This is a genomic window from Nonomuraea rosea (genome assembly GCF_039539705.1).
Taxonomy (GTDB): domain Bacteria; phylum Actinomycetota; class Actinomycetes; order Streptosporangiales; family Streptosporangiaceae; genus Nonomuraea; species Nonomuraea rosea.
Genome location: NZ_BAABDQ010000012.1, coordinates 58,563 through 75,503, shown reverse-complemented (window position 1 = coordinate 75,503; position 16,941 = coordinate 58,563). Strand labels below are relative to the sequence as shown.

At 74.9% G+C, this 16,941-nt stretch carries 2 protein-coding genes; both read left to right on the top strand.

The annotated features are described in order from the left end of the window. Complete coding sequence (locus ABEA43_RS26925) at positions 1-5,463, top strand: SDR family NAD(P)-dependent oxidoreductase (protein WP_345566014.1); 5,463 nt, start codon at positions 1-3, stop codon at positions 5,461-5,463. Beyond that, positions 5,460-16,925 carry an SDR family NAD(P)-dependent oxidoreductase gene (locus tag ABEA43_RS26920; RefSeq protein WP_345566012.1) on the top strand — a complete coding sequence of 3,822 codons (11,466 nt, stop codon included), beginning with the start codon at positions 5,460-5,462 and terminating at the stop codon, positions 16,923-16,925. Before ABEA43_RS26925 ends, ABEA43_RS26920 begins: the two co-directional genes overlap by 4 nt. The last annotated feature ends 16 nt before the right edge of the window (positions 16,926-16,941 follow it).

The window sequence follows — 16,941 nt, the reverse complement described above, 5'->3', positions numbered from 1 at the left end:
ATGGCTACTTCAACCGACAGGGCCATCGAGGCGCTGCGCGCGGCGCTGCTCGAGAACGAGCAGCTGCGCAGGCAGAACCGGCGGCTGGTCGAGGCGTCGAGCGAGCCGATCGCGATCGTCGGGATGGCCTGCCGCTACCCGGGCGGCGTCGCCTCGCCCGAGGACCTGTGGAACCTCGCGGCAGGCGGCGTGGACGCCATCTCCGCGTTCCCCGAGCGGCGCGGCTGGAACATCGAGGAGCTGTACGACAGCGACCCCGAGCGTCCGGGCACGACCTACGCCAAGCAGGGCGGGTTCCTGCACGACGCGGACGGGTTCGACGCGGGCTTCTTCGGCATCACGCCGCGTGAGGCGATGGCCATCGACCCGCAGCAGCGGCTGCTGCTGGAGACGTCGTGGGAGGCGTTCGAGCGGGCCGGCGTGGACCCGGACGCGCTCAGGGGGAGCCGCACGGGCGTGTTCGTGGGCATCATGTACAACGACTACGCGGGCCGCCTCTACCACCGGATCCCGGAGGAGCACGAGGGGTCGCTGGGCATCGGAAGCTCGCCGAGCGTGGCCTCCGGCCGGATCTCCTACACCTTCGGCTTCGAGGGTCCGGCGGTCACCGTGGACACCGCGTGCTCGTCGTCGCTGGTGGCGCTGCACCTGGCGGTGCAGGCGCTGCGCAACGGGGAGTGCGCGCTCGCCCTGGCCGGGGGCGTCACGGTGATGTCGACGCCGGGCATCTTCGTGGAGTTCAGCCGGCAGCGCGCGCTGTCGCCCGACGGGCGGTGCAAGGCGTTCTCCGAGGCCGCCGACGGCACCGGCTGGGGCGAGGGCGCGGGCATCCTGCTCCTGGAGAAGCTCTCCGACGCCCGCGCCAACGGCCATCCGGTGCTGGCGATCGTCCGGGGCAGCGCCATCAACCAGGACGGCCGCAGCAGCCAGCTCACCGCACCCAACGGCCCCTCACAGCAGCGCGTGATCCGCCAGGCCCTCGCGAACGCCCACCTCACCCCCGCCGACGTGGACGCCGTGGAGGCGCACGGCACCGGCACCACGCTGGGCGACCCCATCGAGGCCCAGGCCCTGCTCGCCACCTACGGCCAGGACCGGGAGGTCCCGCTCTGGCTCGGCTCGATCAAGTCCAACATCGGCCACACCCAGGCCGCCGCCGGGGTCGCCGGGATCATCAAGATGATCCAGGCCATGCACCACGGCCTGCTCCCCAAGACCCTGCACGCCGGCACCCCCAGCCACCACGTGGACTGGACCGCCGGAGCGGTCAGCCTGCTCACCGAGCCGACGCCCTGGCCCGCCCGCGACGACCGGCCCCGCAGGGCCGCCGTCTCCTCGTTCGGAATCAGCGGCACGAACGCCCACGTCATCCTCGAAGAGGTCCCCCGGGTACCGGCCCAGACAGCGGCGCAGCCCCCGGTCACCCAGGCGGCGGCCGAGCCGGCGGCCGTCGGTGACCCGGTCCCGTGGGTGCTGTCCGGCCGGACCGAGCAGGCGGTGCGCGACCAGGCCGCCCGGCTCGCCGTGCACCTGACCGGGCACCCCGAGCTGGATCCGGCCGACGTCGGGTACACGCTGGCCACCGCCAAGACCCACCACGCCTATCGGGCGGGTCTCGTCGGGAGCGACGGCGGCGAGCTGATGCGCGGGCTGGAGGCGCTGGCCTCGGGACGCGCGGCGGCCAGGCTCGTCAAGGGCACCGCGAACGGCGGCAAGGTCGTGTTCGTCTTCCCCGGTCAGGGGTCGCAGTGGCCCGAGATGGCCAGGGGCCTGCTGGACTCCGAGCCGGTGTTCGCCGGCCATCTGCGGCGGTGCGCGGAGGCGCTCGCCCCGTACACCGACTGGTCGCTGATCGACACGCTACGCGGCACCGGCGCCTCGCTGGAGCGGGTGGACGTGGTGCAGCCGGTGCTGTTCGCGGTCATGACGGGACTGGCCGCGCTCTGGCAGTCGGCCGGTGTGCGCCCGGACGCGGTCGTCGGCCACTCGCAGGGCGAGATCGCCGCCGCGTACGTCGCCGGGGCGCTCTCGCTGGAGGACGCCGCCAAGGTCGCGGCCCTGCGCAGCCGGGCGATCACCGCGCTGGCCGGCACGGGGACGATGGCCTCGGTCCCGCTGCCCGCCCCCGAGGTCGCGGCCCGCTACGGCTGGGTCGAGATCGCGGCGGTCAACGGTCCTTCCGCCACGATCGTGGCCGGCTCCGATGAGGCCGTGGCCGAGCTGATCGAGCGGTGCCAGGCGGACGGCGTACAGGCCAAGACCGTCAAGGTGGACTACGCCTCGCACTCCTCGCACGTGGAGGCGGTCCGCGACCAGCTGGCCGAGGCGCTGGCCGGGATCCGGCCGCGCAGCTCGCGGATCGCGTTCTACTCGACGGTCACCGGCGAGCCGCTCGACACGGCCGGGCTGGACGCCACGTACTGGTACACGAACCTGCGCAGCACGGTCCGCTACGAGACGGCGGTGCGCGCGCTGCGCGCGGCGGGACACCGGGTGTTCGTCGAGGCCAGCCCGCATCCGGTGCTCACCTCCGCGACCGAGGACACCCTGGACGGGACGGGCGTGGCGATCGGATCGCTGCGCCGCGACGACGGAGGGCGCGAACGCGTCCTGCTGTCCTTCGCCCAGGCCCACGCCCACGGCGTCCCGGTGAACTGGACCGCCGTCTTCGCCGGCATCGGCGCCGGGGACCGGGACACGGCGACCACCACCGCCGGCCCGGACGAGACGGCTCCCACAGTCGGCCAGGTCCGGACGGCCGCCGGTGGCGGGGACGGTGACGACGTCGTGGCGCGGGTCTTCCGGCGCGTGGAGCTGCCGACCTATGCCTTCCAGCGCAGGCCGTACTGGCTGGATGCGCCCAAGACGCTCGGTGACGCCTCGGAGCTGGGACTGGCGCCGTGCGCGCACCCGCTGCTCGGAGCAGGCACGGACCTGCCGGACGGCGGGCGGCTGTTCATGGGGCGGGTCGGCGCCGGGTCCTTCCCCTGGCTGGCCGACCACGTGGTCATGGGCTCGGTGATCATGCCGGGGAGCGCGTTCGTGGAGCTCGCCCTGCACGTGGCGGACGTGGTCGGGGCGGCCGGGGTGGAGGAGCTGACGTTCCAGGCGCCGCTGGTGTTCCCCGCGGACCAGCCGGTCCAGCTGCAGGTCACGCTCAACGGGAACGACCTGGCCATCCACTCCCGCCCGGCCCCCGACGACCCGTGGACCTGCCACGCGGCGGGCGCCCTGAGCACCGAACCGCCCCACACCCCGGCCCGGTCGGCGACGCCGCCTCCTGGTGCGGAGCCCATCGCCGTCGAGTCCTTCTACGACGAGCTGGTGGCCGGCGGTTTCGAGTACGGTCCCGCGTTCCAGGGCCTGCGGGCCGCCTGGCGCCACGGCGGCGACGTCTACGCCGAGGTGGAGCTGGCGGAGGAGCAGCGCCAGGAGGCCGGGCAGTACGCGATCCACCCGGCGCTGCTGGACGCCGCCCTGCACACCGCCGGCCTGCTGGAGTCCAGGGAGCCGGGCCTGGCCTTCTCCTGGAGCGGGATCACGGTGAGCCGCCCCGGCACGGCGAAGGTCCTGGTGCGGCTGTCGCCCGAAGCCGGCGGCTCCATGTCCCTGACGATCGCGGACGAGGACGACCGGCCTGTCGCCGGGATCGCCGCGCTGGCCATGCGCCCGGTGACCGTGCCGCGGCGGCTCCCGTACCGGCTGGAATGGTCGGCCGCGCCCGCCCGGCGGGACGGCGTGCCCGAGGCGGTGGTGGTCTGGCCCCAGGCGGGCGAGCTGCCCGAGCAGGTGCACGAGACGGCGGAGCGGACGCTCGCGCTCGTCCAGGAGTGGCTGGCCGACGACCGTGACGGCCGCCTGGCGCTGGTCACCAGCGGCGCGGTGGCCATCAGCGCCGCCGAGGACGTCCGCGACCTGGCCGGGGCGGCGGTCTGGGGCCTGGTACGCACGGCGCAGGCCGAGCACCCGGACCGCTTCGTCCTCGTGGACGTGGACGACCCCGACGCGCTGCCGGCCGCCCTCGCCACCGGCGAACCCCAGGTCGCCATGCGCGCCGGCCAGGCCAAGATCCCCCGCCTGACCCGCATCACCCACCCGCCCACCCCGGCCGAATCCAGTGACACCGGCCCCGGCAACGCCACCTCAGACGGATCCGGTGAGGCCGTACCGGGCGGGTTCCGCGGTATCGATCCGGAGGGGACCGTGCTGGTCACCGGGGCCACCGGCGGGCTGGGCGGGCCGCTCACCAAGCACCTGGTCAGCGGGCTCGGCGCCCGGCGCCTGCTGCTGGCCAGCAGGCGCGGGCAGGACGCCCCCGGCGCGGCCGAGCTGGCCGGCGAGCTGCGCGAGCTGGGCGCCGACGTTCGCCTGGCCGCCTGTGACGTGGCCGACCCGGACTCGCTGGCCGCCCTGCTGGCGGAGATCCCCGCCGCGCACCCGCTCACGATGGTCGTGCACGCCGCCGGCGTCGTCAGCGGCGGCATCGTCGGCTCACTCGGGACGGCGGAGCTGCACACCGTACTGCGCCCGAAAGTGGACGCCGCCTGGAACCTGCACGAGCAGACGCGACGGCTGGGCGTGCGGTCGTTCGTCCTGTTCTCGTCCCTGTCGAGCGTGTTCGGCAACCCCGGCCAGGCCAACTACGCCGCGGCCAACGCCTACCTCGACGCCCTCGCGCACCGCCGCCGCGCACTCGGGCTGCCCGCCGTCTCGCTCATGTGGGGCGTGTGGGAGACCGACGGCGGCATGGCCGAGCTGCTCGACGGCACCGACAGGGGCCGCATGGGCAAGGCGGGCGTCGTGCCGATGTCGTCGGAGGTGGCGCTGGAGCTGTTCGACGCCTCGCTCGAACTCGACCTGCCGGTCGTGGCCCCCGCCGAGATCGACCTCTCCGCGCTGCGCGGCCTCACCCGTGCCCCCGCCAGGCGCGCGGGCACGGGCGAGACGCCCTGGCCGGCCCGCCTGGTGGGCCTCACCGGCGACGAGCAGCACCAGGTGCTTCTCGACCTGGTACGCGAGCACGTCGCCGCCGTCGCGGGACACGACGCGGCCGAGGACATCGACCCCGACCTGGCCTTCCAGGACCTGGGCTTCAACTCGCTGACCGCCGTGGAGCTGCGCAACCAGCTCGGCGAGGCGATCGGCCGGCGGCTGCCCGCGACGATGGTCTTCGACCACCCGACCGCCACCGCGCTGGCCGGCTACCTGCGCGACAGCCTCCAGCCGAAGGAGACCGGCGGCCCAGGACGGCTGATGGCGGACCTCGAAAGCCTGGAGAACGCGCTGGACCTGCTGCCCGAGCAGGACAGGCAGCGGGCGGCGGCACGGCTGCGCGCCATCCTCTGGAAGATCGACGGCGACGTGCCGGAGACAGACGAGATCGACCTGCTGTCCGCGGAGGACGAGCAGCTCTTCCAAGTCCTTGAAAACGAGCTCGCGCGCGGAGGGGATTCCCCACGATGAACGAAGACCGGCTACGCGAATACCTCAAGCGAGCGACCACCGACTTGCGCCAGGCCAACCTACGGCTCAGGGAGAGCGAGGCCAAGGACCGCGAGCCCATCGCGATCGTGGCCATGAGCTGCCGCTTCCCCGGAGACGTGGACTCTCCTGAAGGCTTGTGGCGGCTGGTCGCCGAGGGTGGCGACGCGATGTCCCCCGTCCCCGAGGCCCGGGGCTGGGAGGAGGCGTGGGAGGGCGGCTTCATCGGCGACGTGGCCGGGTTCGACGCCGAGTTCTTCGGCATCAACCCGCGCGAGGCGCTGGCCATGGACCCGCAGCAGCGGCTGCTGCTGGAGCTGACGTGGGAGGCGTTCGAGCGGGCGGGCATCGACCCGGCCGCCGCGCGCCACTCGCGCACGGGCGTGTTCGTGGGCAGCAACGGCCAGGACTACCTGCGGCGCACGGTCGCCGGGATGGAGAGCGTCGAGGGGTACCTGGGCACGGGCATCTCGGCGAGCGTCATGTCGGGGCGGATCGCGTACACGTTCGGCCTGTCCGGGCCCGCGATCACCGTGGACACGGCGTGCTCGTCCTCGCTGGTGGCGCTGCATCTGGCCGCGCAGTCGCTGCGGGCCCGGGAGTGTGAGCTGGCTGTGGCCGGCGGGGCCACCGTGATGGCCACGGCGAGCGTGTTCACCGAGTTCAGCCGCCAGGGCGGGATCGCGCCCGACGGCCGCTGCAAGGCGTTCGCGGCCGCCGCCGACGGCACGGGCTTCTCCGACGGGGCCGGCGTCGTCCTGCTCGAACGCCTCTCCGAGGCCCGCAGGAAGGGCCATCCCGTGCTGGCCGTGCTCAAAGGCAGCGCGGTCAACCAGGACGGCGCCAGCAACGGGCTCACCGCCCCGAACGGTCCCGCCCAGGAGCGCGTCATCCGAGCCGCCCTGGACAGCGCGATGCTCGGCCCCGAGCAGGTGGACGCCGTGGAGGCGCACGGCACGGGCACCAAGCTCGGCGACCCGATCGAGGTGCAGGCACTGCTGGCCACGTACGGGCAGCAGCGCGCCACGCCGCTCTGGCTCGGCTCGATCAAGTCGAACATCGGCCACACGCAGGCCGCGGCCGGCATCGCCGGTGTGATCAAGGTGGTCGAGGCCATCCGGCGCGGCGTGCTGCCCGGCAGCCTGCACATCGACGCGCCGACCCCGCAGGTGGACTGGTCGGCGGGCGCGGTCGAACTGCTGACCCGGAACGTCCCCTGGCCCGAGACCGGCCGGCCGCGCCGGGCGGGCGTGTCCTCCTTCGGCATCAGCGGCACGAACGCCCACCTCATCATCGAACAGGCCGAACCCCCCACCGAGCCTCCTGTCGCGGCCCCGAAGCCGGTCGGCGGGGTGGCGGCGAGGGCCGGTGCCGGGCTGCCGGCGATCGTCAGCGCCAGGTCGGAGGAGGCGCTGTGCGCGCAGGCCGCCCGGCTACGCGCGTTCGTCGCGTCCGAGTCCGGCCTGGAGCCGGCCGACGTGGCCGCCGCGCTCATCGACCGGGCCAGGTTCACCCACCGGGCCGCCGTCGTCGCGGAGGACCGCGACGCGCTGCTGTCCGGCCTGGACGCGCTCGCCGCAGGTGGGGAGAGCGCGCTGCTGCTCCGGGGCACGGCGAGCAAGCGGAAGACCGCGTTCCTGTTCTCCGGGCAGGGCTCGCAGCGGCCCGGGATGGGACGGGAGCTGTACGAGGCGTTCCCGGTGTTCGCGGCGGCGTTCGACGAGGTGTGCGCGGCTCTGGACCCGCACCTGGAACGGCCGCTCAAGGACGTCGTGTTCGCCGCGCCCGGCACACCTCTCGCGGCCCTGCTCGACCAGACCGCCTACACCCAGCCCGCCCTGTTCGCGCTGCAGACCGCCCTGTTCCGGCTGGTCAGGCAGCTGGGGGTGACTCCCGCGTACCTGATCGGGCATTCGCTCGGCGAGCTGAGCGCGGCGCACGCGGCGGGCGTGCTCAACCTCGACGACGCCTGCGCGCTGGTCGCGGGCCGGGCCCGGCTCATGCAGTCGGCCCCGTCGGGCGGAGCCATGATCGCGATCCAGGCCACGGAAGCCGAGGTCCAGACCGCCATCGCCGACGCCCAGCAGGCCGGCGGGCAGGTGGCGATCGCCGCGGTCAACGGGCCGCGGTCCGTGGTCGTCTCCGGTGATCGCGACGCGGCCGAGGCGGTCGCGGAGACGTTCAGGGCGGCGGGGAGGAAGGTCACGAAGCTGCAGGTCAGCCATGCCTTCCATTCGCCGCACATGGAGCCGGTGACCGCGGAGTTCGCCGCGCTCGCCGCCGGGCTGGACTTCCACGCGCCGCAGCTCCCGATCGTCTCGAACCTCACCGGCGCCGTCGCCACTCCCGAGCAGCTCGCCTCGCCGGACTACTGGGCCGACCACATCCGCAACGCGGTCCGCTTCCACCAGGGCGTGGCCGAGCTGCGCCGCCTGGGCGTCGACACGTTCCTGGAGCTGGGCCCGGACGCCACGCTGACCGCGATGGCGGGCCAGCTGGCCGACGACGCGTCCGTGCTGGTGCCGTCGCTGCGCCGGGACCGCCCCGAGTCCGCGACGTTCCTCGCCGGGCTGGCCGAGCTGCACACGTACGGCGTGCCGGTGGACTGGTCGCCGCTCGCCGCCGGCGCCGAGCGCGTCGTGCTGCCGACGTACGCCTTCCAGCGGCGCCGCTTCTGGCTGGAGACCGCGGAACCCGCGGGCGACGTGTCCGCGGCCGGGCTGAACGCCGCCGGCCATCCGCTGCTCGGCGCGGCCGTCTCGATCGCCGACGGCGACGGGCTCCTGCTGACGGGCCGGCTCAGCGTACGCAGCCACCCGTGGCTGGCCGACCACGTCGTGCACGGCGTGGCGCTGCTGCCCGGCACGGCCTTCGTCGAGCTGGCCCTGCACGCGGCCCAGCTCGCGGGCTGCGCCGGGGTCGACGAGCTCACGCTGCACGCGCCGCTGACGTTCGCCGGGGACGAGCAGGCCCAGGTGCAGGTACGCGTCGACGCCGCCGACGAGGCGGGGCTGCGGCCGGTCGTCGTGCACTCCCGCACCGGCGACGGCGACTGGATCCGGCACGCCACCGGCACCCTCACCACCGGCGACCCCGCGACCTCGCCTGCCGGTGCCGCATGGCCGCCTCCCGGGGCTGTCCCCGCCGACGCCGGCGAGCTCTACCCCCGCTTCGCCGACCTCGGGGTCGCCTACGGCCCGGCCTTCCACGGCGTGCGCGCCGCTTGGCTGGCCGGTGACGACGTCTACGCCGAGGTCGTGCTGCCCGAGGAGGTGGACGCGGACGGGTACGGCGTGCACCCGGCGCTGCTCGACGCCGCCCTGCACGCCTCGCTGCTGGCCGGCGAGTCCGGGCAGGTACGGCTGCCGTTCTCGTGGTCGGGTGTGACGCTGCACGCGGCCGGTGCCACCAGCCTGCGGGTACGGCTCTCCGGCACGGGCGACAACAAGGCCGCGCTGACCATCTGGGACGACACCGGGGCACCGGTCGCGACGGTCACCACCTTGACCGTGCGCCCTGTCAGCGCCGCGCAACTCGCCGGATCCTCAGGCGGCCCGGACGCCCTCCTCAGAGTCGACTGGATCGACGCCGGCTCCCTCTCCCTTGACGCAGGCGGGGCCGGGGCGTTGCGGTGGGCCGTGACCGGCGCACTACCGGTCGAGCCGGGGCCTGAGGTCGCACGATGGCCCGACCTCACGGGCACGACCGACCCCACGAGCGCGGCCGATGTCGTAGTCGCCTTCTGCGACGGGAATGCGCAGGAGGCCGCCGGCCGGGCGCTCGCTCTCGTCCAGGAATGGCTGGCCGGCCGGCGCGAAGACGCGAAGCTGGTCCTGCTGACCAGGAACGCCGTGGCCGCCCAGCCCGGCGAGCGCGTCGCCGGCGTGGGCGCCGCCGCCGTCTGGGGCCTCGTCAGGTCCTGCCAGGCGGAGAACCCCGGCACGTTCGTCGTCCTGGACATCGACGACACCACCACCTGGCCCGGCGTCGCGGCCGCGGTCGAGTCGGGCGAGAGCCAGGCCGCGATCCGCAGCGGCGTGCTCCGCGTACCCCGGCTGGAACGGGAGACGGCGGCCGACCTGCTGAAGCCCCCGGACGGCCCGTGGCGGATCGACGTCACGCGCCCGGGCACCCTGGCCAACCTGACCATGGCCGGCACCCCGGACGCGACGCTCCCGCTGGAGCCCGGCCAGGTGCGCGTGGCGATCAAGGCGGCCGGGCTGAACTTCCGCGACGTCCTGATCGCCCTCGGCATGTACCCGGGCGCGGCGCTGATCGGCAGCGAGGGATCGGGCGTCGTCATCGACGTGGGCGCGGGCGTGACCGAGTTCGCGCCGGGCGATCGCGTGATGGGCCTGTTCACCGGCTGCATGGGGCCGGTCGCCGCCACCGAGCGGCGGATGCTCGCGCATGTGCCGTCCGGCTGGACGTTCGCGCAGGCCGCCGCCTCCCCGATCGTCTTCATGACCGCCTTCTACGCGCTGCGCGACCTCGCGGGGCTGCGCCCGGGCCAGCGGCTGCTCGTGCACTCGGCGGCCGGCGGCGTCGGCATGGCCGCCACCCAGCTCGCCCGCCACTGGGGCGCCGAGGTGTACGGCACCGCCAGCCCCCCGAAGTGGGCCGCGCTCCGCGAGCTCGGCTTCACCGGCGACAGGATCGCCGGCTCCCGCACCCTGGACTTCGAGCAGGAGTTCCTGGCGGCCACCGGCGGCGAGGGCGTGGACGTCGTGCTCGACTCGCTGGCCGGCGAGTTCGTCGACGCCTCGCTGCGGCTGCTGCCGCGCGGCGGCCGGTTCCTGGAGATGGGCAAGACCGACATCCGGCGGCCCGGCGAGGTCGCGGCCGGCCATCCCGGCGTCGACTACCAGGCCTTCGACCTGACCGATGCCGGGCTGGACCGGATGCGGGAGATCCTGCTGGAGCTGGGCGAGCTGTTCGACCGCGGCGTGCTCCGGCCCCTGCCGCTGACCTGCTTCGACGTGCGCGCGAGCGGCGAGGCGTTCCGCTACCTGAGCCAGGCGCGGCACATCGGCAAGGTCGTGCTCACCATCCCGCAGGCCCTCTCGCTCCACGAAAAGGCGGCGCTGCGGCCCGACGGCACCGTGCTGGTGACCGGCGGAACGGGCACGCTCGGCGCGCTGGTGGCCCGCCACCTGGTGACCGAGCACGGCGTGCGGCACCTGCTCCTGCTCGGCCGGCGCGGCGCCGCCGCGGAGGGCGTGGCGGAGCTGGTGGCCGAGCTGTCCGGGCACGGCGCCGAGGTGGGGGTGGCCGCGTGTGACGCGGCCGACCGCGACGCCCTGGCCGCCGTGCTCGCCGGAATCCCGGCCGACCGGCCGCTGCGGGCCGTCGTCCACGCCGCGGGGATCATCGACGACGGCATCGCGACGTCGCTGACCCCCGAACGGCTGGACTCCGTGCTGCGGGCCAAGGCGAGCGCCGCCTGGCACCTGCACGAGCTGACCGCCGGGCTGGATCTGGACGCGTTCGTGCTGTTCTCGTCCGTCGCCGGGGTGCTCGGCAGCCCGGGTCAGGCGAACTACGCCGCCGCGAACACCTTCCTCGACGGCCTGGCCGCGCACCGGCACGCGCTCGGCCTGCCCGCGACCTCGCTCGCGTGGGGCATGTGGGCGCAGACCAGCACCATGACGGCGAGCGCCCGCCAGGACCTGCTGGTGCCGCTGACCTCGGAAGAGGGGCTGTCGCTGTTCGACGCGGGCCTGGTCACGGCCAGGCCGCTGCTCGTACCCGTCAGGATCGACCAGCAGGCGCTGCGCGGGCTGGCGGAGTCGGAGCTGCTGCCGCCGATCGCCGGGCGGCTGCTCGGCACGGCGGCGCGGCCGAAGCGGGCGCGGCGCGGCGGTGACGCCGCAGGGCTGCGGCGGCGGCTGGCCGGGCTGGGCGAGCCTGAGCGGCGGCGGGCGGTCCTGGAGCTGGTGCTCGCCGACATCGCCGCCGTGCTCGGGCACGAGTCCGCGCAGGCCGTCGCCCCCGACCGGCCGCTGCAGGAGATCGGGTTCGACTCGCTGACGGCGGTGGAGCTGCGCAACCGGCTGAACGCCTCCACGGGGCTCCAGCTCCCCGCCACCCTCGTCTTCGACCATCCGACCGCGATCGACATGGCCGCGTACGTGGACTCCCTGGTGGAGGGCACCGACGAGAGCGCGCCGGTCCCGGGCCGCGCCGCCGCGGCGGGCTCGGACGAGCCGATCGCGATCGTGGGCATGGCCTGCCGCTTCCCCGGCGGGGTCAGCTCGCCCGAGGAGCTGTGGGAGCTGGTCAGAAGGGGTGACGACGCCGTCACCGGGCTGCCCGGCGACCGGGGCTGGGACCTCGCGCGGATCTACGACCCCGCCGCGGAGCGTCCCGGTACGACGTACACCGACCAGGGCGGTTTCGTACGGGACGCCGGCCGGTTCGACGCCGACTTCTTCGGCATGAGCCCGCGCGAGGCCCTGGCGGCCGACCCGCAGCAGCGGTTGCTGCTGGAGACGTCGTGGGAGGCCATGGAACGCGCCGGGCTCGACCCGGCGAGCCTGCGCGGCACCCGTACCGGGGTGTTCGTGGGCATGGCGTCGCAGCAGTACGCGGTGGGTTCCGGGACGACGCCGTCGAGCGCCGAGGGTTATCTGCTGACCGGTACGACGGGCAGCGTGGCGTCGGGGCGCATCTCGTACACCTTCGGCTTCGAGGGCCCCGCGGTCACCATCGACACGGCCTGCTCGTCGTCGCTGGTCGCCATGCACCTGGCCACCCAGGCCATCCGCAGCGGGGAGTGCGACCTGGCCCTGGCGGGCGGGGTGGCGATCATGGCGACGCCCATGCTGTTCATCGAGTTCAGCCGCCAGCGCGGCCTGGCCCCCGACGGACGCTGCAAGCCGTTCGCGGAGGCCGCCGACGGCACCGGCTGGGGCGAAGGCGCCGGGCTCCTCCTCCTGGAGAAGCTCTCCGACGCGGAGGCCAACGGTCATCCCGTGCTCGCCGTCATCCGCGGCAGCGCCGTCAACCAGGACGGCGCCAGCAACGGGCTCACCGCACCCAACGGACCCGCCCAGCAACGCGTCATCCGCCAGGCACTCGCCAACGCCCACCTCACCCCCGCCGACGTCGACGCCGTCGAAGCCCACGGCACCGGCACGACGCTGGGCGACCCCATCGAGGCCCAGGCCCTGCTCGCCACCTACGGCCAGGACCGGGAGGTCCCGCTCTGGCTCGGCTCGATCAAGTCCAACATCGGCCACACCCAGGCGGCGGCCGGCTCGGCCGGGGTCATCAAGATGGTCCAGGCCATGCGGCACGGCCTCCTGCCCAAGACCCTGCACGTCGACGCGCCCAGCCACCACGTGGACTGGGCGGCCGGCGCCGTGAACATCCTCACCGAGCCGACCCCCTGGCCCGAGCGCGACCGACCCAGGAGGGCGGCCGTCTCCTCGTTCGGGATCAGCGGCACCAACGCCCACCTCATCCTCGAAGCCGCCCCCGCCACGAACGCCGCCGAACCGGACCCCGGCCCGTCCATCCCGTGGCTGCTGTCCGGCAAGACCGAGCAGGCCGTCCGCGACCAGGCCGCCCGCCTGGCCGGCCACCTCACCGCCCACCCCGAGCTGGCCGCGGCCGACGTCGGCCACACCCTGGCCGCCCGCGCGCACCTGCCGCACCGCGCCGCCGTCACCGGCCAGGACCGCGCCGAGCTCGTCAGCGGCCTGCGCGCCATCGCCGCCGCCGAGCCCGCGCCCAACACCCTCCAGGGCGAGGCCGTCACCGGGCGCAAGGTCGTGTTCGTCTTCCCCGGTCAGGGCGCGCAGTGGCCGGGCATGGCGATGGATCTCTACGACTCCTCGCCCGTCTACCGCGACCACCTCGACGCCTGCGCCGACGCCCTCGCCCCGCACACCGGCTGGTCACTCATCGACGTGCTGCGCGGCGACGGCGACGCTCTGGAGCGGGTGGACGTGGTGCAGCCCGCCCTGTTCGCGGTCATGACGTCGCTGGCCATGCTGTGGCGGGCGTCCGGCGTCCACCCCGACGCCGTCATGGGCCACTCCCAGGGCGAGATCGCCGCCGCGTACGTGGCCGGCGCCCTCACCCTCCCGGACGCCGCCCGGATCGTCGCGCTGCGCAGCCGCGCCATCACCGCACTCGCCGGTACGGGCGCCATGGCCTCCGTGCCGCTGCCCGCCGAGCACGTCGAAGCCGACCTCGAAGCCCTCGAAGGCCGGGTCGCGGTCGCCGCCACCAACGGCCCCCGCGCCACCGTCATCTCGGGCGACCCCGGCGCCATCGCCCGGCTGGTGGAGACGTACCAGGAGCAGGGCGTCAAGGCCCGCACCATCCCCGTGGACTACGCCTCCCACTCCCCCCACGTGGAAAGCCTGCAACAGGAGCTGCTGGAGCTGCTGGCCGGCACCACGCCCCAGCCGTCCACGGTGCCGTTCTACTCCACCGTCACCGCCGGCCGGCTCGACACCACCGAGCTCACCGCCGGCTACTGGTACCGCAACCTGCGCGGCACCGTACGCCTCCAGGAGACCACCCAGCGGCTGCTCGACGCCGGCCACCACCACTTCGTCGAGATCAGCCCCCACCCCGTCCTCACCAGCGCGCTCGAACAGACCGCCACCATCGCCACCCTCAAACGCGACCGCGGCGACCGGGCCCAGTTCGACACGGCGCTGGCCCACGCCCACACCCACGGCCTGCCCGTCACCTGGCCCACGTCCGGCCGCGTGGACCTGCCCACCTACCCCTTCCAGGGCGAGCGCTACTGGCTGATCGCCGGCTCCGGCTCCCGCACCGGGCTCAGCGCCACCGGCCACCCGCTGGCCGACGGCCTGACCCACCTCGCGGGCAGCGACGGCCGCCTGCTCACCGGCCACCTCTCGCTGGAGTCGCACCCGTGGCTGGCCGATCACGCGGTGCTGCAGTCCCCGATCCTGCCCGGCACGGCGTTCGTCGAGCTGGCCCTGCTCGCCGGGCAGCAGGCCGGGCTCGGCCGCCTCGACGAGCTGACCCTGCAGCAGCCGCTGCCGCTCGACCACGGCGTGCATCTCCAGGTCAGCCTGGACGCCCCGGACGAGTACGGGCAGCGGGCCTGCGTCATCCACTCGCGCGCCGACGATGCCGCGCCCGACGCCCCATGGACGCGTCACGCCGCCGGACGGCTCAGCGCCGCCGCGCCGCCGCCCCCGGCCGAGCGGCAGTGGCCACCCGCGGGGGCCGAGCCGCTGAACACCTTCGACCTGTACGACCGGCTCGCCACCCTCGGCCTCGACTACGGCCCCGTCTTCCAGGGACTGCGCGCGGCGTGGCGCTCCGGCGACACCGTCTGCGCGGAGGTCGCCCTGCCCGAGGAGGCCGACGGCTTCCTCGTCCACCCGGCGCTGCTCGACGCCGCGCTGCACGCGCTGGCGCTGCTGCCGGCCGCGCAGGAGGAGTCGAGGCTGCGGCTGCCGTTCACGTGGGAGGGCGTCTCGCTGCACGCTCCCGCGGGCTCGGCCATCCGGGTACGCCTGACGCCCGAGGGCGACGACGCCGTCCGGCTGGAGGTCACGGACGAGAGCGGCGAGCCGATCCTGTCGGCCGAGGCCATGACGCTGCGCGAGATCGCCAGGGAGCAGCTGGCGGGCAATCGTGACTCGCTGTTCGAGCTGAGCTGGGTGCCGATGAAGGCCGCGGAGCCCGGCGGCGTCCCCTTGGCGGTGCTCGGAGACGACGGCCTGGCGGCCGCGCTGGGCGCCGTGCCGCACGCCGACCTGGCCTCCGTACGCGCGGCGGCGCCGCCCGTCGTGCTGGCCAGGCTGGGCGGCGGCGCGGACGTGCGCTCGGTGACCGGGCAGGCGCTCGAACTGCTGCAGAGCTGGCTGTCCGAGGCCGCGCTGGCGTCGTCCCGCCTGGTCGTCCTGACCAGCGGCGCGGTCACGACCGGGCGCGGCGACGCGGTGACCGCCCCGGTCTCGGCCGCCGTGTGGGGCCTGGTCCGCACCGCCGAATCGGAGAACCCGGGGACGTTCACCCTCATCGACACCGACGGCTCTGAGGACCTGGCCGGCCTGGCGGGCGCGATCGAATCGGGCGAGCCGCAGGTCGCGCTGCGCGGCGGGGCCGCGTACGTGCCCCGGCTGGCCCGGTACGCCGTCACCGACGCCGCACCCCCGGCCCTGGACGGCACGGTGCTGATCACCGGCGGGACCGGCACGCTCGGCGGCCTGCTCGCCCGCCACCTGGCCACCCGCCACGGCGTCCGCGACCTGCTGCTGACCAGCCGCCGCGGCCCCGACGCCCCGGGAGCGGCCGAGCTGGCCGCCGGCCTGGAGTCCCTCGGCGCCCGCGTCACCATCGCCGCCTGCGACACGGCCGACCCCGACGCGCTGGCGGGCCTCCTGGACGGCGTCCGGCTGTCGGCCGTCGTCCACGCGGCGGGCGTGCTGGACGACGCCACCCTGGGCGCGCTCACCCCCGAACGGCTCGATGCGGTGCTCAGGCCCAAGGCCGAGGCCGCCTGGCACCTGCACCGGCTGACCAGGGATCAGGATCTGTCAGCGTTCGTGCTGTTCTCCTCGGCGGCCGGCGTCTTCGGCAGCCCGGGGCAGGGCAACTACGCCGCCGCGAACGCCTTCCTGGACGCCCTGGCACAGCATCGCCAGGCGCAGGGGCTGCCCGCGACCTCGCTGGCGTGGGGTCTGTGGGGCGAGACCAGCAAGATGACCGCCGAAGCGGCCCCGGCTCGCGACGGGCTCGTGCCGCTGGGATCGGAGGAAGGGCTGGCGCTGTTCGACGCGGGTCTGGCCGCGGGGGCCGCGGCGCTCGTACCGATCCGGCTGGACCTGGCGGCGCTGCGGGCGCAGGCGGGCGGCGGGATGCTGCCTGCGGTGCTGCCCACAGTGCTGCGCGGCCTCGTCACCGTCCCGGCCCGGCGCGCCGACACCTCGGCGGCGGCGCTGACGCAGCGGCTGACGGGCCTCGACGCCGCCGCCCAGACGCGGCTCCTGCTCGACCTGGCCCGCGGCCACATCGCGGCGGTCCTGGGCCGTGGCGCGTCCGAGTCGGTCGATCCCGACCGGGCCTTCCAGGAGCTCGGCTTCGACTCGCTGACCGCGGTGGAGCTGCGCAACCGGCTCAACGCCGCCACGGGCGTCCGGCTGCCCGCCACGGCCGTCTTCGACTATCCGACCGCCGCCCTGCTCGCCGCGTACCTGCGGGAACGGCTCGTACCCGAGGCGCCGGGCGCACCGGTGCTGGCCGAGATCGACCGGCTGGAGGCCGCGCTGGACGCGGCCGAGCCGACCGACGAGGACCGGGCGCAGATCACGACGCGGCTGCAGGCCATGGCCGCCCGCTGGTCCGACGCGCAGGCCACGCAGAACGACGACGTCCAGGACAGGATCCGCTCAGCCACCGCCGACGAGGTCTTCGCCTTCATCGACAGGGAGCTGGGACGGGCTTGACAACCGTCACACAAGG

Coding starts and splice junctions, on each gene's coding strand:
- ABEA43_RS26925 (WP_345566014.1), top strand. CDS start 1: ATGGCTACTTCAACCGACAGGGCCATCGAGGCGCTGCGCGCGGCGCTG.
- ABEA43_RS26920 (WP_345566012.1), top strand. CDS start 5,460: ATGAACGAAGACCGGCTACGCGAATACCTCAAGCGAGCGACCACCGAC.